The sequence below is a fragment of the Shimazuella kribbensis DSM 45090 genome (assembly GCF_000428065.1).
In the GTDB taxonomy this organism is placed as follows: Bacteria; Bacillota; Bacilli; order Thermoactinomycetales; family Thermoactinomycetaceae; genus Shimazuella; species Shimazuella kribbensis.
The window spans coordinates 224,760-238,970 of sequence record NZ_ATZF01000001.1 but is presented as its reverse complement, the minus strand read 5'-3'; the positions used below and the strand labels follow the sequence as shown (position 1 = coordinate 238,970).

24 protein-coding genes are annotated in these 14,211 nt (G+C 36.3%); 16 read left to right on the top strand and 8 right to left on the bottom strand.

Annotation, left to right across the window (positions count from 1 at the left end; genetic code table 11):
• The first annotated feature begins 233 nt into the window (after window positions 1-233).
• The 10 genes from A3GQ_RS0101400 (at window position 234) to A3GQ_RS0101350 (ending at window position 6,571) form a co-directional block, all read left to right on the top strand.
• The gene (locus A3GQ_RS0101400; protein WP_156877494.1) at window positions 234-734 is read left to right on the top strand and encodes a hypothetical protein; all 501 of its coding nucleotides are present in this window, start codon (window positions 234-236) and stop codon (window positions 732-734) included.
• A 4-nt stretch (window positions 735-738) separates the two neighbouring features.
• The gene (locus tag A3GQ_RS0101395) at window positions 739-1,059 is read left to right on the top strand and encodes a helix-turn-helix domain-containing protein (RefSeq protein WP_028775529.1); all 321 of its coding nucleotides are present in this window, start codon (window positions 739-741) and stop codon (window positions 1,057-1,059) included.
• A gap of 299 nt (window positions 1,060-1,358) precedes the next feature.
• Window positions 1,359-2,915 (top strand): phage tail family protein, encoded by a 1,557-nt coding sequence (locus A3GQ_RS0101385; RefSeq protein WP_028775528.1) that lies wholly within the window; start codon window positions 1,359-1,361, stop codon window positions 2,913-2,915.
• Between the two features lie 13 nt (window positions 2,916-2,928).
• Window positions 2,929-3,369: a hypothetical protein gene (locus tag A3GQ_RS0101380; RefSeq protein ID WP_169818225.1), complete on the top strand. Its 441-nt coding sequence runs from the start codon at window positions 2,929-2,931 to the stop codon at window positions 3,367-3,369.
• A gap of 51 nt (window positions 3,370-3,420) precedes the next feature.
• A complete protein-coding gene (locus A3GQ_RS0101375) occupies window positions 3,421-3,867 on the top strand; it encodes a hypothetical protein (RefSeq protein WP_028775526.1) in 447 nt (148 codons plus the stop codon).
• A gap of 219 nt (window positions 3,868-4,086) precedes the next feature.
• A complete protein-coding gene (locus A3GQ_RS0101370; RefSeq protein WP_028775525.1) occupies window positions 4,087-4,530 on the top strand; it encodes an SMI1/KNR4 family protein in 444 nt (147 codons plus the stop codon).
• 73 nt (window positions 4,531-4,603) lie between these two features.
• On the top strand, window positions 4,604-5,068 hold the full coding sequence (locus A3GQ_RS0101365; RefSeq protein ID WP_028775524.1) for an SMI1/KNR4 family protein: 465 nt from the start codon (window positions 4,604-4,606) through the stop codon (window positions 5,066-5,068).
• Window positions 5,069-5,150: 82 nt separating this feature from the next.
• Window positions 5,151-5,600 carry an SMI1/KNR4 family protein gene (locus tag A3GQ_RS0101360; RefSeq protein ID WP_028775523.1) on the top strand — a complete coding sequence of 150 codons (450 nt, stop codon included), beginning with the start codon at window positions 5,151-5,153 and terminating at the stop codon, window positions 5,598-5,600.
• Window positions 5,601-5,804: 204 nt separating this feature from the next.
• Complete coding sequence (locus A3GQ_RS0101355) at window positions 5,805-6,269, top strand: SMI1/KNR4 family protein (protein ID WP_028775522.1); 465 nt, start codon at window positions 5,805-5,807, stop codon at window positions 6,267-6,269.
• Window positions 6,270-6,310: 41 nt separating this feature from the next.
• On the top strand, window positions 6,311-6,571 hold the full coding sequence (locus A3GQ_RS0101350; protein WP_028775521.1) for a hypothetical protein: 261 nt from the start codon (window positions 6,311-6,313) through the stop codon (window positions 6,569-6,571).
• Window positions 6,572-7,000: 429 nt separating this feature from the next.
• Here the strand turns inward: A3GQ_RS0101350 and A3GQ_RS23005 are convergent, their stop codons facing one another.
• Window positions 7,001-7,432: a ribosomal L7/L12 family protein gene (locus A3GQ_RS23005; protein WP_037463556.1), complete on the bottom strand. Its 432-nt coding sequence runs from the start codon at window positions 7,430-7,432 to the stop codon at window positions 7,001-7,003.
• Window positions 7,433-7,771: 339 nt separating this feature from the next.
• On the opposite strand from A3GQ_RS23005, the gene A3GQ_RS0101340 reads away from it, so the two are divergent.
• Genes A3GQ_RS0101340 through A3GQ_RS0101330 form a run of 3 tightly spaced genes read left to right on the top strand, consistent with a single transcriptional unit; the run spans window position 7,772 to window position 8,804 of the window.
• Window positions 7,772-8,140, top strand: a complete 369-nt coding sequence (locus A3GQ_RS0101340; RefSeq protein WP_028775520.1) for a DUF2089 domain-containing protein — start codon at window positions 7,772-7,774, stop codon at window positions 8,138-8,140.
• Between the two features lie 12 nt (window positions 8,141-8,152).
• Window positions 8,153-8,536, top strand: coding sequence for an SHOCT-like domain-containing protein (locus tag A3GQ_RS0101335; RefSeq protein WP_028775519.1), 384 nt, complete (start codon window positions 8,153-8,155; stop codon window positions 8,534-8,536).
• A 7-nt stretch (window positions 8,537-8,543) separates the two neighbouring features.
• Window positions 8,544-8,804, top strand: a complete 261-nt coding sequence (locus A3GQ_RS0101330) for a hypothetical protein (protein ID WP_028775518.1) — start codon at window positions 8,544-8,546, stop codon at window positions 8,802-8,804.
• Window positions 8,805-9,445: 641 nt separating this feature from the next.
• Here A3GQ_RS0101330 and A3GQ_RS25475 read toward each other — a convergent pair.
• Window positions 9,446-9,970: a cysteine hydrolase family protein gene (locus A3GQ_RS25475; protein ID WP_051271086.1), complete on the bottom strand. Its 525-nt coding sequence runs from the start codon at window positions 9,968-9,970 to the stop codon at window positions 9,446-9,448.
• A gap of 155 nt (window positions 9,971-10,125) precedes the next feature.
• Between A3GQ_RS25475 and A3GQ_RS0101320 the strand changes: the two genes are divergently transcribed.
• From A3GQ_RS0101320 to A3GQ_RS0101310, 3 genes are all read left to right on the top strand, one after another.
• Window positions 10,126-10,419 carry a transposase gene (locus A3GQ_RS0101320; RefSeq protein ID WP_028775517.1) on the top strand — a complete coding sequence of 98 codons (294 nt, stop codon included), beginning with the start codon at window positions 10,126-10,128 and terminating at the stop codon, window positions 10,417-10,419.
• A 23-nt stretch (window positions 10,420-10,442) separates the two neighbouring features.
• Window positions 10,443-10,598, top strand: a complete 156-nt coding sequence (locus A3GQ_RS26570; RefSeq protein WP_169818224.1) for a hypothetical protein — start codon at window positions 10,443-10,445, stop codon at window positions 10,596-10,598.
• 201 nt (window positions 10,599-10,799) lie between these two features.
• Window positions 10,800-11,201: a hypothetical protein gene (locus A3GQ_RS0101310; protein ID WP_028775516.1), complete on the top strand. Its 402-nt coding sequence runs from the start codon at window positions 10,800-10,802 to the stop codon at window positions 11,199-11,201.
• A 338-nt stretch (window positions 11,202-11,539) separates the two neighbouring features.
• Here A3GQ_RS0101310 and A3GQ_RS28170 read toward each other — a convergent pair whose 3' ends face one another.
• The 6 genes from A3GQ_RS28170 to A3GQ_RS26565 all read right to left on the bottom strand — a co-directional run bounded on the left by A3GQ_RS28170 (window position 11,540) and on the right by A3GQ_RS26565 (window position 14,211).
• Window positions 11,540-11,671, bottom strand: coding sequence for a hypothetical protein (locus tag A3GQ_RS28170; RefSeq protein WP_281170798.1), 132 nt, complete (start codon window positions 11,669-11,671; stop codon window positions 11,540-11,542).
• 128 nt (window positions 11,672-11,799) lie between these two features.
• On the bottom strand, window positions 11,800-12,147 hold the full coding sequence (locus tag A3GQ_RS22995) for a lasso peptide biosynthesis B2 protein (RefSeq protein WP_169818223.1): 348 nt from the start codon (window positions 12,145-12,147) through the stop codon (window positions 11,800-11,802).
• A gap of 11 nt (window positions 12,148-12,158) precedes the next feature.
• A complete protein-coding gene (locus A3GQ_RS0101295; protein ID WP_028775515.1) occupies window positions 12,159-12,419 on the bottom strand; it encodes a PqqD family protein in 261 nt (86 codons plus the stop codon).
• Window positions 12,400-13,569, bottom strand: a complete 1,170-nt coding sequence (locus tag A3GQ_RS0101290; RefSeq protein WP_028775514.1) for an asparagine synthase-related protein — start codon at window positions 13,567-13,569, stop codon at window positions 12,400-12,402. The genes A3GQ_RS0101295 and A3GQ_RS0101290 overlap by 20 nt, the downstream gene beginning before the upstream one ends.
• Before the next feature lie 2 nt (window positions 13,570-13,571).
• Window positions 13,572-14,021 carry a hypothetical protein gene (locus A3GQ_RS0101285; protein WP_156877489.1) on the bottom strand — a complete coding sequence of 150 codons (450 nt, stop codon included), beginning with the start codon at window positions 14,019-14,021 and terminating at the stop codon, window positions 13,572-13,574.
• A gap of 79 nt (window positions 14,022-14,100) precedes the next feature.
• Window positions 14,101-14,211: a lasso RiPP family leader peptide-containing protein gene (locus A3GQ_RS26565; RefSeq protein WP_156877488.1), complete on the bottom strand. Its 111-nt coding sequence runs from the start codon at window positions 14,209-14,211 to the stop codon at window positions 14,101-14,103.

The window sequence follows — 14,211 nt, the reverse complement described above, 5'->3', positions numbered from 1 at the left end:
CTGATCTATATATATGGAGTATGGATAATTTACATCTGTTTTTAACCAATTTTACTCACAAAAGTCATCTTTAGGTATTGTATAATGATTTTATAAATTCGGTTTTTTTGTACAAGCACACTGCATCATCTACCCATTTGCTCTATCTCCAGCACAAAAATCATGTTCAAAAAAAGGGGGTACATCAAACAGGATATATTTTTTCTGACAATTCATATCCTGTAACATATAATATGAATAAAGCCAAAGTAACCTATTTACAAAACGATTCTGGAGATCGACCAGCTTTAGATACTATTTTTGCAATGGCTCAAAAAGCAAATGCTGGCGATAAATTATGCGTTCGTCTCTTGCCATTAATTCGTTTAGGTTTGCGAGATATCGAGAAACATGGTATTCCCGACTGGGATGCATTTCAAGATTATCAATTTGTCACCACGGAATCTCATGGATTTTTAGTAACCCTGAATGTCGTTAGACGATTGGATCACAGTCCGCCCCTTTTGGAACTTCGAGTACACGAAGATCATTTTCCAACGGATCGCCAGAAAGATGGTTATGCTTTTCGAATGCTGTTTTTTACCCATTATCATAATGGAACTCAGTATATTTGTTGTACAGAGAGTATGATTATGAAACTTAAATCAAATATTGCTTTTTCCAAAATGGTCATGCAATCACTCCAAATGCATGCTGATTTTATTCGTAATCCTGTTAAGTATATAGGGAGATGATAAGGTGAAGAAAAAACCTACCAATCATCAAGAGTTGATGGCCTTTATCGATCAGACACCAAAAATGAACGAATTTATGGAGAGTTTCCCTGTTCAGATGCGGAATCTTATTTTTGACCGCCGTATCCAATTGGGTTGGACACAAAACGAACTAGTCCAACAGGTAAAAAAAGTAACTGGTCACTCCATTACGCAGACGACCATCTCTCGAATCGAGGGCGGTACACCTGGAATCACGAGTGACACATATGACAAAGTGTTGCAAACACTTGGCATGAAAAAGGTTGCATTGGATTTTGAGGAGAATCCAAGTGATAAAAGTTAAGAATTCATAACGAGAATGGAGCGACCTAAGATCAGGTCGCTTTTTTTATTTAGTAATGTTTGGACAAGTTCCCCTTCCCTTCTTTTCCAAATCAAATGGTTCCCCTCCATGCTGACTATTGGAGTCCTCGTTCTTGGTTCGTTTATTCTCCCTAAAATTAAATCCATCCTCCTCTATCTCTTTCTATTCTCAGATATTCTATATACATCCTTAATAGTCGATTAATTTAAAATGTTACTATTAATGTTAATCTTGTATTATATTATTAACAGCATGAGTCGTAATAGAGGTGATCTTGTTTGAACATCAAGTTATTTAACATTATTCGATCATTCAACAATACATTGAAAGATCGCAGAGGCAGTCCAACCGTAGAATATATCATGCTAATGGTTTGTGGGACACTGTTGGTTAGCATCCTCTATACAGCCTTAGCTAGTGATCAAGTTCAAGAGTCGGTTATTAAAAAAGTAGAAGAAGTAATTGCAGGACAAACGCAAATAAAGTCAGATATCAACACCATACCAAGTCTAAACTCTTCCTATCCTTCTATTCCAACTAGCGAAAATTCTATCTCCAACAAAAATTCTCCACTCATCCACAGCCAACCACCCACACAGGATACCCCCCCTCCTACTCCATCAAAAAGCTTCTTCGGTGGAATGATCGATGGTGTAAAATCTTTTGGCAACACCATTTGGGATAGTACAAAGAATGTCGCTTCAAGTATGTGGAATGGCACCAAACAGGCAGCCTCTTCCGTTTGGAATTGGACAAAAGAAAACAAAGAATATGTAGCTGGCGGAGCAACGGTACTAGCTGGTGCAGGATTACTTTTTGTAGCACCTCTTATCGGAACAGGAATTCTTGTGAGTGCTGGATTAGGTGCAGGCATTTCATGGCTTATGGGTAGTGATCCAAAAACAATCGCCAAAGATGCTGCGATTGGAGGATTTGCCGGCCTGATCAGCATGGGCGTAGGAGGAGCGGTCACCAGTAGTATCCGAGCTGGTACAGCAGGACTACTAAGCAAACTCAGTCCCTTTTTCCAAAAATTTTTGCCACTGTCTTTTGGCGGAGGGGCAGCTGGAGCTACAGACAGTGCAATCTGGGATAAACTGAAAAACGGAGCCGTGAACTGGAAAAATGCTCTCTTATCTGCTGCCATTGGTATTGGTTTGGTCTTTGGCGGCGGACAGCTAATCGAAAAAGCTCCTTCTATTGTCTCGCAAATCAACAAACTACCAGCCAATCCCTTCGAACAACTCTCTCCTGCCTTAGCTTTTGAAGGTGGAGGTTCTTCTGTATCTAAAACAATTGGGGATACAGGATTTGGGCAATGGTTGCAGAAGTTTACTACTAGTGGAGATGGAACTAAAAGCCCCAAAGTTGTCAAAAATAATGACTTCATAAAGGGAAGTCCAGAACATAAAGCACAGAGGTGGAAAGAATATCAAGAACAAGGAGGGAAAATGAGCTATGGGCGTTGGAGTAATCTGTATGAAGCGAATATGGGAAAATCAAGTAAATCTCATCAATCAGTTGAGAAATATAAGGAAAAACTTACTTGGAATGGATCAACTCAAGTTCATGAAAAAACTCCTTTTGGTCGTCGTTATTTAGATATAGCTAACAGAAAGAAAAAACTAGCTATTGAACATAAAACAACTACTAAATCTGATGGGAGTAAAGGATACTTTTCTAGAAGTCCAAGAATCCATGAAGAAATTGAAAAAGATGCGTATTTAGTTGCAAAGGGTTGGGATATTACGTGGGTTTTTGAAAAGGCAGATGCAAGTGAACCTTTGATTCAAGAGCTAAAAAAAAGTGGAATCAAAATTAAATTTGAAAATTGAGGTGCTTATTATGATGGAAGAAGAATTTTTTTCAGATGAAGATTCCTTTCAAGAGTGGCTTTTTTTTACATCGGATGTTGTTGAGACATTTATTGAAGATTTTAAAGAGCTTCAACTAGATTATTCACCTGAATCTCTTATTCGTCTAGAAAAGTGGATTTTGGCAAAATATCCCACTCCAGAGATTTTTGTAGAAAATGAATCAGCAAAAGTTCTGGATGGGATGTTGAGATATGTAGGGCAAGTATATGTAAAACAACTGAAAGCAAAATGGGATGTTGTATTAGATGACAAACAATATGTTTATTATAGTATGCCAATCGTGAAAATCAGTGAGTATAGTGCAGTATCTCCATTCTCTGAACTTGTGGCAAGTATGGATAGAAGACGTGATGATTACATGTTTCGAGTGTTTATGAACGAAAAAAAACTATTAGAAGAGAAATATTTATAAAATTTCTTCTATATGATCTAAAAGTTAAATTTAAAAATCGAGGTATTTTTAATGATCGAAGATGAATTTTTTTCAGATGAAGAATCCTTTCAAGAGTGGCTTTTTTTTGCATCTGATGTGCTGGAGATTTTTTCAGAAGACTTCAAAGAGCTACAACTAGACTATTCACCTGAATCTCTTATCCGTCTGGAGAAATGGATTTTGGATAACCATGCTACTACACAATCATTTTTAGACAATGAACCGGCAAAAGTATTAGATGAAATGATCCGATATGTAGGACGGGTCTATGTAAAAAATTTAAATGGTAAATGGGATGTGTCATTGGATGATCCTCAATATGTCTACTACAGTTTTCCAATTGTAAAAATAGGAAAAGGGATAGAGGCTTCACCTTTGACGGATATTCTCTCCTGCACTGATCGTAGATATGGTGACTATATGTATAAAATGTTTAAAAATACAGAAGAAGAAATGGAAGAAAAAGGCGTTCGTTAACTTTAAGAAACTTTGCTCTATCATCATGAACTTTGTTTTCCATCTAATTTACATCTCAAAATAGACCTGTAGGCAGGTCTAATATTAGAAAATTGGAGGATCACGAGGAAGCTATCGATAAAGAAAAATGGACGTTTTCCGATTTTGAATTTCTTTCGATGAACTACTTATTCTACTAAAGAGAGGATAGGGAAAAATAGTCAAGGAGGTTCAACAATAATGGTTAAAATACACCGTTCCCACAAAAAACTTTCTGAGTCAGACATAATGGCTTTTGAAAAGGAAAACAATGTTCAGTTAACAAAGCAGTATAAAAAATTTTTGTTAAAATGGAATGGCGGCTTTCCAGAACCCAGTCTTTTCCACATATCGCCAGAACAAGGTTCAAGTGTGCTGAATGTATTCTTTGGTATTGGTGAGATGTATGATAATCTTAATGATTATATGGAATTGTTGGATGATAGGCTTCCTAAAGGATTCATTCCCATCGGAGATGATCCAGCTGGCAACATTATCTGTTTGGGCATTGAGGGTTCTTTTTATGAAAAAATATACTTTTGGGATCACGAACAAGAAACAGATGATCCTAATCAGATGAGCAATATGTATTTTTTATCGAATAATATTTCGGAATTTTTAATTGGACTATTTCCTGATGAATAAAACTTAAAACACTATGCCTATGGTTTCTTAAAAACTGTAGGCATTTTTCCCATTTAAATGAGGATGTGCAAAGATGATACCAGTAAGAAAATTATCAGATGAAGAAATACCAAACAGTGATGTTTTTCATGAACTTGAGGCATATATTGAGACCAAGCTTCCTCAAGACTTTATCGATTTCTTCCAGCAATATTCTCTATCTGAGTCTGGAAATTATGATATAAACGTTAACAGTGAAACTCTTCATTTCGATGAATTTTATCCCATCACTGATATAATAGATGAAGTAGAATCCATTAAAGAAGAAGATCAATCCGTCTTTGAAAAAGGTATTATTGTCCCATTTGCTTTTAATTCCGCATTAGATCCATATGCTCTTTACTATAAAAAAGGACATTCTCATCCATCTATCATCCACTACTCGTCTGATGAAGCACCAGAAGAATGGTTTGATGGGGATGAGTTATCTGATCTTGTGATACATGTACGAAATACTTTCACAGAATTTTTACAAGCTATATATCCAGTAAAAATATAAAATGAACCTGCCGTTGTATGAAGCAACGACGTTTTATTTCTACTCCTATCAGCGGAGGGAACAGGTATAGGATGTGGATGGAATGAGTTCTTTAGAATGGGATTTTGCAACGAATGTTTCATTAGATGACATAAAAAAGGCAGAACAAAAGCTGGGGATATTATTTCCTAGAGAATACGTGGAGTGTGTGATTCACAATCACGGCGGAATCCCCAAAAAAGAATATTACACTAAACCCAATGGACGAAAAGGAGTATTTGGCCAACTTTTACTAATGTATAAATCGGATAATTACTTGGACGTTGTATCTACTTACAAATTTTTATTGGAAGATGAGTTGATACCCCCATATATTATTCCGTTTGCTAACGATCCTGCTGGTAACTTTCTATGTTTTGATTACAGTACGAACCTAATTGATCCTTCCATCATTTTATTGGATCATGAACTTGATTATCAGGAAGATGACGATGCAATTACTTCTATTAGCAATTCATTTAAAGATCTATTAGATAGTCTTTACTTTGATTAATAGTTACAGCCTCTGTCAATGACAGAGGTTTCATTTTTAAAATACTAATCAAACTTGATGTCCTGGCAAGGTATATTAAGGACTTACATGCCACAATATATTGCATTATCTTATAATTCTACCTTCATAATTATCATGACTCCTTTCCATTAGAGGTCATGAATTTTTGGGGACAACAAATAAAAAAATAGGTGGTTACATTGCATGGTAAATTGGCTCTTAAATGAAAATGAACCAGAAGATTTTACTCCATTAGAGAATGTGATAAAAGCGAGTCTTCCAAGTGATTATAAATCTTTCTTTCACAAATATATTGGCTTTTATGAGGAGTATGAGGTTTATTATCCACTTGATGGCTATCGTTACCAAGTTCAAAACTTCTATGACACACAGGAAATAATAGAGGTTTTCGAAGAAGTTAATAGTGAATTAGAAAAGCATCAGAGACAACAGGCAATCTTTGTTCCATTCGGTGAAAACTCGGCATTGGATCGTTATCAATTTTATTATGATAAAGTCAAAGGCAAAGAACCAGTCGTTGTTTTTACGGACCGGATAGATGCTTTTAATTTTCTTCATGATGATGGAAGTCTCAATCAAGACTTTGTTACTATTTTAGCTCCCACTTTTACTCAATTTGTACAGAGATTCAAAGTGGAAACTGAGTAATTTTAAGAAAACGAATAGATCAATGTAAATAGGAGGATATGATGGAAAACAACATAGATATACAAGTAATTCAGGAATGGGAAGAAATAATAAAATCCAAATTCCAAGGAATTAAAACGGCTAGTGAAGCTAATCAATACCTAGAAATATTGCATAGTGCAGAAGGTGATATTACCTTTCGAAAAAAGAATATGGATACAGAAGAAGAAAAAAAGACCGCTAATAACATTCTGGATTTAATCGATGAACATTATCAAACTGTTTGGGATTGGCTAAAACAGACACCTATAGTGAAAAAATGATAAAACAAAAAAGTCGCCCAATTGCAGCAGGCGACGGAATAACCAAAGTCGGCATTTTGTCTGATTTCACTAATACTTTTATGAGTTAATCAACTTTATAGATAACCGTAACCAGCATTTGGGCTAAAAGCCACCTGAGTCAGAACCTGAGTCATAACTTGAACTCGAGCTAGAATTGGAGTCATAACTTGAACTGGAATTTGAACTAGAGCCCGAATCATAGTTTGAACTGGAATTGCTATCGTAGCTGGAACTAGAATCAGTTATAGGATAATGGTTTTGGGTACTTGAACTGGAGGTTGTACGACGCTTACGTTGCTTCCGTTTTTTCGTCATGATGCTCCTCCTAACAGAATTGTATTTACATCTTAATTATAACATAAGAGAAAAACAATTCAGATTATTAATGAAAATACATTTGGCTAATGCTTAAAGAAATTTTCGTTCTAAATGCTCAACATGATCTTTTGCCTCTTTTAATCCAAAGTCATATCGTTGCCTAGCTCGTTTTATCGCTTCTATTTTTTTACCATGCTGCAATAGTTCTAAAAGTTCCAAGTCTATTACCTTCTGTCGATTTATCCTCTCCCTCTTCTTGTTTTGTAATAATTCGTGGAGATCTTCCTCTCTTTCATTTGCTTGCTTTAACGGTTTTATTGTTTTGTTTTGTTGTGGGAGTTCAAAAAGATCGGTATCTAATTCCATTACTATATCTTGGTCAATCCCCAATCTATTTGCTATTAGTCGTACTATTCTTTCATTTTTAATTAATCTCTGTTCTAACTGATCCATACGTTGTTTTCTACCAAAAAACAGGATAACAATAACCAAAAGAAAGATATACAAAACCCATGTCTGCATTCGCATCTCCTCCAAATAATATATTTTTCAAATATTACCATTACATTTACATTATAAAAGATAAGAGCTTAAGTCTAGGAAAAATGTCTATTGTCCGTAACACAAACATTACAGTGATGGACTATTATGACCTGAAATATGTATTCTTTTATTAACTTGTCCCATCGCTTGACTTATTTTCATTTCCAATCTCCTAATCGTCCCCGAGCAGACCAATCAAAAGATCAATATAAAAATAAATATATATCATTAATATGTGATTTATAATTAATATTATCAATTTTTATATTGATATATTTAATAATCAGTTATATAATGAGTTTAAGAAAGGGGAAGGATATGCCATTTCCGATAATTACAACTTGTCCCGTTTGCAGTCAGCAACTACAAGTTACACGCCTACAATGTACGCACTGTCACACTACGATCGAAAATGAATTTCAGCTTTCAAAATTAGCCTCATTAGCAAAAGAACAGCTTCATTTTATTGAAGTCTTTTTGACCTGCCGTGGCAATATCAAAGAAGTGGAAAAAGCGTTAGGGATATCTTATCCTACCGTTCGTGGAAAATTAGATGAAATTATAGTCGCCTTAGGATATTCACCACAAAAGAAACAAGATGATGTGACCAAAAAAGAGATAATCTCATTGCTGGATAAAGGGGAAATCAGCCCGGAAGAAGCAGTGGAGATGTTAAAAAAAGCATAGGAGTGATCCAAGATGAAAGAAGAGATCGCCAAAATATTAACGATGGTCCAAGAGGAGAAAATCACCGCGGAAAAGGGAGCAGAACTAATCGAATTACTAAAGGACGACAAGAATCTTTCCCATGCCTCCTCTCATTCGGACTACATGAAGAAAATGCTGAGAATCAAGATCAATTCCTCTGAAGGGGACAAAGTGAACGTCAATTTGCCGCTTAATCTCGTCAAAACCATTTTAAAAGCCGGACACCATCTAGCAGAAAAATTCCCTGAGTCCGAAAAATATGTAAAAGACATCGATATGGATTTGTTAATCCAAGCCATAGAGAATGAAGCAGAAGGCCAGATTGTAGATATTACCTCTGCTAATCAAGATACTGTCCAAATCGTAATCGAGTGAAGATAGGATGAAAGTGATCATTAAGGCAGAAAAGAAACGTTTTGCCATCCCACTTCCCTTTTTCTTGATTCGCATAACGGGTTGGATCATCTGTAGAAAATGGTTTTGGAGATTGATGAATAAAAGAATAAAAACTATCACCTTTCCTGTTCCTTTGTTGGATATGCAGACCATTCGTCCTATTCTCTTATCCCTTAAAGAATATAAAGGTGTAACATTAGTCGATATCAATGATAAGGATGGGAATGGAGTAACCATTCGATTATAGGTGCTCTCTGTGAACTAACACTTCCGATTAAATTAAGGTGAATATACAACAAACTGTACCCAAGAGACTTTTTTATGCGTCCTCTGTAAGGTACAGTTCCTTATATTTGCATGCGATTCCCCTGTGTAAAAGTGCAAAATTCCACGGAATTTTAACCTTTTCCATCAACAATGGAATCTATTCTAGTTATTCTGATTTATCAGATATCTATAATTAGTGGAGCGGCTGTGCACTCACTCCCGAAGGAATAAGCACACAGCCACTATCAGGGAAGAGTTACATCACTTCCCGCTGGACGGACTCTCGGACTTCTCCTCCGTCGGACCGGAAGTCTCCTGAGAGTTGCCAGAACCAGACATGTGAACTCCTCACATTAGGTACACCGGAATGGTGTATCACTAGAAACTAATATATCAAAAAAATGTATGAATTGAAATCAAATGATGAGTGGTTTTCTATCGCTTGACTTACTTTCATTTCAAACCTCCTAATGTATATGGGCTGTCTATGCCATTCATAAATCTACCTTTATTATTTAGGTCAGAATATAATTCAAAGGTTAAAAATAAAAACAAGTGAGCTTATACTAGCTCACTTGTTTTTATAAAAAAATCCTATATAAGGGAAGCGAATTAAAACAATTAAATAGCTGAAATTATATCTACATTTACTTCTGAGTGAATAGTATTATGTCTTCCAATTAATCGCTCTAGTACCTTCACTCCTGCATCATGACTGACTTTTCCACCATTAGAAGCGGAGTAATGAGCTAAAACAATTGGATGAATATGGTTTTCAAACAAATCGACCGCTGTCTTCAAAACACAACAATCGGTATCCATACCAAGAATAAATACTTTTTCGATGTTATGATCTTTGATAAATTTCATCGTCTCTGCGTTAATAGCTGAATAAATCCCTTTTTTAAATACGTTCGTAGCAAACGGTTGAATTTCGGGATAAATCTCTTGTTCAATCGAGGTAGATAGCTTACTCCAATGAAGGTATTCTCGATAAGGGCTTGGCTTCTCATTCACAAACTGAGTGAAAGCAACAAAATCGAATAGGTCCTTCTGCAACAAGCTTGTTATTCTTTCCAAAACAAATTCTGTCTTGCTACTTACAAACCCGTTTTGTACATCCACTACAAATAATAGTGTATTCATAATACACCCTTTCTTAGATTGAAGAATAGTAGTGATTTGCTTCAAACTATATATTTTGGTTATGCAAATAGCTACAAAAAGACACATCCATGCTCGTATCGTGCAACTACTTGGGGGGAAAAGCAGTTTCCTCTCATCTATAATCAGCCAATGAATTGCTGATTCAAGACATCCAGCAGCATGACCAAGAAATAGAGAACCTGGTAAAATTTCTTCCTGACAGTGAGATATTCCTTGCATTGAAAGGTGTAGAAACAAATCTGGCTGCTAGGATTATGGTAGAACTAGGTAATGACCATTCCTATTATCCACATGCCAATGCGATTCATTGTGAAGCGGGAACTGCTCCTTTCACTCGAAAGAGTGGGAAGAGACGTTTTGCTCACTTCGAAGAGCTTGTAAAAAAACCTTCCAAAACATCATGCAGCAATTCGCTTTACAAATGGTGAAACATGAACCTTGGAGCAAAGAAATGTTTCAAAAACATCGAAAGCAAGGTCGCGGAACAAGTGAAAGTTTCCGAATGGTGGCCAATACTTGGTTACGAATTTTATTTGCTATGTGGAAAAGAAAAACTCTTTATAATCCAGATATTTTTCTCGATTCAGGAGCTAGAAACGCTGCTTAACATAACAACTGTACATATTTTTTTAGTGGGTCTTAGGAATTTATTTCATTAGGGCCTCTGATTTCTTGTTGCCTTTTTTCTTTGAATATTAGAAGTCTCCGTTATCCGGTACTTCCAATATTTTATGAATGTTTTACATATTCATTTCTATCAGCTAGAATAGAAGTATTCCATCCACCCATCACCGAAGGGAAATTTCCAATGTACATCTCACCTGAAGATGGGACTTTCGTAGTGGACAACGCGCGTCCCGTCCAGATCAACGGCTTCCGCAGTATCTACAGGTACACCGAGGAGGGGCACTTCCTTCTCCCCGCAACGCTCGGAGGAAAGATTGTTTTCGAGCAGGAGTACATGCTCCCGCTTCACCTCCTCGAGCGGCGGGATGGTGCTCACCACCTCCGTATCCAGCTGATGATGGGTGTTCGTTCGAATGCCCCCGAACAGGTGGAGGTACCCGATTGGGGCGTGAAGTTGGTCGAGTGGGAAGGAAGGTATTTCTTCGTAAGCGAGAAGGAGTACGTTCCGGTAGGTTACGGATACCGCATCGAACCGCTTCCCGAGGGATACGAGCCTGCGAAGGATCTCCCGCCTCTGTTGTGAAACCCTCTTGATGGGCGGTTTCCCCCCAGCAAATTGCTGGAGGGATCAGCTGACTCTCGATCCTAAGAGTCAGCCCGTCATGTATACTCATCTTTGTTCAAATAAATAAAACCAGATGCGAGACTTATGGAAGTTATGAATTGTAACTTCCATAAGTCTCGCTTTATTTTATCATATGAAAGAGAAGACCTTTAGCAAGGAGTCATCGGGATATAACCTTCCGGCCTTACAAGATCCCCTAATAAAGAGCGATTTCTTTTCTTAAAACGAACCATCACGGTGGATTGGACAATATCCATCACCTTAAATGGAGTAACAATCAGCCCATCCGCTTCGACTCAATTTGTCCAACTATTAGGAAAATTATCTGGAGTCGTCCACGCAATGTTTGTTATTCTTTCCAAGACAAATTCTGTCTTGCTACTTACAAACCCATTTTGTACATCCACTACAAATAATAGTGTATTCATAATTCCCCCTTTTCTTTGCTTGCAGAAATGCCTGTTCCTATTTGGAAACGAAGTATAACAAGACTATATGATATCCATCACTTGGAATAGAGCAAGTATCAACCCATCCTCTTCGACTCGATGAACTTTTATACCAACACTACTTTTTTATATTCGCTAACCTCTAGAGGTTCATTCACTGGTATACCCTCTATTTCTATCCAAGCGTGAGAGACAAAAGGAGCGAGTCTTACTCCTACACACCAATCGACTTTCTTGTTATAAGAAGCTACAAAAAGAAACAAAGCTAATGATTGCTCTAAACAAGCTGTTCTCGAAAGGAATAATCTTTTTGCTCTTTCTATGTTATGTAAAGCCTCTTTGGCTTCAATCATCATCCATGTAGATTCGCATTTTGATTTCTTAGCTTGAAGAATAGTAGTGATTTGTTTCAAACTATATATTTTGGTTAAGCAAATAGCTACAAAAAGACACATCCATGCTCGCATCATATCTTTATTATCAGACCTTTCTGGATCAAACGATCTGAAAATGAATTCATGTCACTTCTCACTTGATCATCTGAAATGATGAACAAAGAACTGATGCTTTTAATTGCCTTATCCATGTCACCATGTTCTTTTATTTGTTGTAAAAATTCCGCACCTGAATTACTAACGGAATAAAAGAAATTTTTCTGGCAGTCTAAAAGAACCAATTTACCTTTTATTTCTGTCAATTGAACATAGTCAGGTAAACATAGACGCATTTTTATCAACCTCATTCTGGTCGTTTTTGATTTGTCTTAACCACATCTCAAGTGACAATGTATGATGGAATTCTGGAAGTTTCACAGGTACTCCATTCATTAAACGGATAAAACACTTTTGAAACTTTTGAACGTCGATCAATCCCATATCTGCTAGAAACATCTCTTGAAAATTTTCTTGAAACCATGACAAATTCTCCTCCATCCCTTGGTAAACATCTGAAGTATAGTCACCTTTTGTATTTCGATTTAACAAATATTCAGGTAACTGATTTTGGAATGCTCTTTTCAACAAAGGCTTTAATTCATAAGGATTCATTTTATCGGAAAGTGCTACCTTCATGCAGATTTGAATGACATTGTGGTCTAAATATGGAAAACAAATAGAAACTTCTTGTTGCTCTGCTAAATTTTTTAGACCGTGTGCAACATATCCTAAATAATGAATTCCTTTCAATGTCTGAGACAACCCAAGATTTTTAGAAAATCGATAATGCTCTATTTTTTTTGATGGAATAATCCAGTCTGCTTGATTATAGGTAGTAGATAGAGGATGCCTTTGTTTACAATGAAAAGGCAAGTTAAAAGATCGAAGCACAGTACCTAATATCCAATTCCAAGGAGATTGTTTTTTCTCTTTAGCCCATCCTCTTGCATGATCCAGAAATTCTCTCCATTTTCGATTTTGTACTAAATCAATTAGATAAGTATAATCTGCTCCCAAAACAGTATCTCCTCCTTCCCCACTAAAATGAATGTCAGAACCAGCTTTTTTAGCCCAATTTATAACCCATTCGGCTTGACTAGCTGACCAATAAAAAGGAATAGGACTATCACTGAAAATATTATCCATATTCGAATAGATAGAAGGGATTTCACCTTGTGAAAACACTGCATGAGAAATATCCGACTGCTCTTTTACTAATTTTCCAGCAATCTGTATATCCTCATTCTCTTCTTTACCAATAAGAGTGAGAGATTGCACAGGATATTGTTTTGCAGCAATCCAAGTAAGAGTAGAAGAATCAAGTCCACCACTTAAGTCAGTTGTGATCTTTTTATCTTTACATCTTAAAAGTACAGAAGCAGTAAGTTCTTCCTGAAGTCGTTCTTTCGCCAATTCCACAGATAAGAAAGAATCATTTTCCATTTTTATTGATTGAAATAACTTCCGATTTTGTCCCCTTTTACAAAATAACCAAACCCACCAGGTATGGTGTAAATCCCCTCAAATGGAGATTCAAACTCCGTATGAAAACCGATTGAAATCAATGAACGTTGAAACCACTTACTGTTAATAGGTGTATGTATTCGATTCCTTAATGTACAAAGATGAGAGGAAAAGAAAATTTCCTTACCTTGTATCCCATAGTAAATAGGTCGAATATTTCCGAGATCAGCGAATACATAAAACTCATTTGAAAGACGAACAATTACTTGGTAATTCCCTCTTAAATAGAGTAGCGATTCTGGTTCTCTCGATTTCATAAATTGATAGAATGCACAATAAGACTCCTCTTCACTTGATAAAATATCTCCAATAAAATAGCACTCATTTTCTTTATCCTTGTGATAAATATAGGACTCAGTTATCCGTTTCATCTGAAACTTTCTATCGTCTAATATCCCAAAAAACATTTGATCACGTCCTTGAATAAAGAAGACGCCGAAGCGTCTCCTTCTAATAACGATGTGCATTTTTGTCAGCAGTGTCATCATACTTTGATCCTAAAGTCATTTCTTCGAATGTACCAATTTCTATAAGTTCTGGTGCTTGATAATCTTTTTCCAT

Bases quoted from the DNA above. Each gene is read 5' to 3' on its own strand.
- A3GQ_RS0101400 (WP_156877494.1), top strand. From the start codon at position 234: ATGAATAAAGCCAAAGTAACCTATTTACAAAACGATTCTGGAGATCGA.
- A3GQ_RS0101355 (WP_028775522.1), top strand. From the start codon at position 5,805: ATGGTAAATTGGCTCTTAAATGAAAATGAACCAGAAGATTTTACTCCA.
- A3GQ_RS0101290 (WP_028775514.1), bottom strand. From the start codon at position 13,569: ATGGAAAATGATTCTTTCTTATCTGTGGAATTGGCGAAAGAACGACTT.
- A3GQ_RS0101330 (WP_028775518.1), top strand. From the start codon at position 8,544: ATGAAAGTGATCATTAAGGCAGAAAAGAAACGTTTTGCCATCCCACTT.
- A3GQ_RS26570 (WP_169818224.1), top strand. From the start codon at position 10,443: ATGTTTCAAAAACATCGAAAGCAAGGTCGCGGAACAAGTGAAAGTTTC.
- A3GQ_RS0101340 (WP_028775520.1), top strand. From the start codon at position 7,772: ATGCCATTTCCGATAATTACAACTTGTCCCGTTTGCAGTCAGCAACTA.
- A3GQ_RS22995 (WP_169818223.1), bottom strand. From the start codon at position 12,147: ATGTGTCTTTTTGTAGCTATTTGCTTAACCAAAATATATAGTTTGAAA.
- A3GQ_RS0101365 (WP_028775524.1), top strand. From the start codon at position 4,604: ATGATACCAGTAAGAAAATTATCAGATGAAGAAATACCAAACAGTGAT.
- A3GQ_RS0101335 (WP_028775519.1), top strand. From the start codon at position 8,153: ATGAAAGAAGAGATCGCCAAAATATTAACGATGGTCCAAGAGGAGAAA.
- A3GQ_RS0101295 (WP_028775515.1), bottom strand. From the start codon at position 12,419: ATGCGTCTATGTTTACCTGACTATGTTCAATTGACAGAAATAAAAGGT.
- A3GQ_RS0101350 (WP_028775521.1), top strand. From the start codon at position 6,311: ATGGAAAACAACATAGATATACAAGTAATTCAGGAATGGGAAGAAATA.
- A3GQ_RS26565 (WP_156877488.1), bottom strand. From the start codon at position 14,211: ATGGAAAAAGATTATCAAGCACCAGAACTTATAGAAATTGGTACATTC.
- A3GQ_RS25475 (WP_051271086.1), bottom strand. From the start codon at position 9,970: ATGAATACACTATTATTTGTAGTGGATGTACAAAACGGGTTTGTAAGT.
- A3GQ_RS0101380 (WP_169818225.1), top strand. From the start codon at position 2,929: ATGGAAGAAGAATTTTTTTCAGATGAAGATTCCTTTCAAGAGTGGCTT.
- A3GQ_RS0101285 (WP_156877489.1), bottom strand. From the start codon at position 14,021: ATGAAACGGATAACTGAGTCCTATATTTATCACAAGGATAAAGAAAAT.
- A3GQ_RS23005 (WP_037463556.1), bottom strand. From the start codon at position 7,432: ATGCAGACATGGGTTTTGTATATCTTTCTTTTGGTTATTGTTATCCTG.
- A3GQ_RS0101360 (WP_028775523.1), top strand. From the start codon at position 5,151: ATGAGTTCTTTAGAATGGGATTTTGCAACGAATGTTTCATTAGATGAC.
- A3GQ_RS0101375 (WP_028775526.1), top strand. From the start codon at position 3,421: ATGATCGAAGATGAATTTTTTTCAGATGAAGAATCCTTTCAAGAGTGG.
- A3GQ_RS28170 (WP_281170798.1), bottom strand. From the start codon at position 11,671: ATGAATACACTATTATTTGTAGTGGATGTACAAAATGGGTTTGTAAGT.
- A3GQ_RS0101370 (WP_028775525.1), top strand. From the start codon at position 4,087: ATGGTTAAAATACACCGTTCCCACAAAAAACTTTCTGAGTCAGACATA.
- A3GQ_RS0101310 (WP_028775516.1), top strand. From the start codon at position 10,800: ATGTACATCTCACCTGAAGATGGGACTTTCGTAGTGGACAACGCGCGT.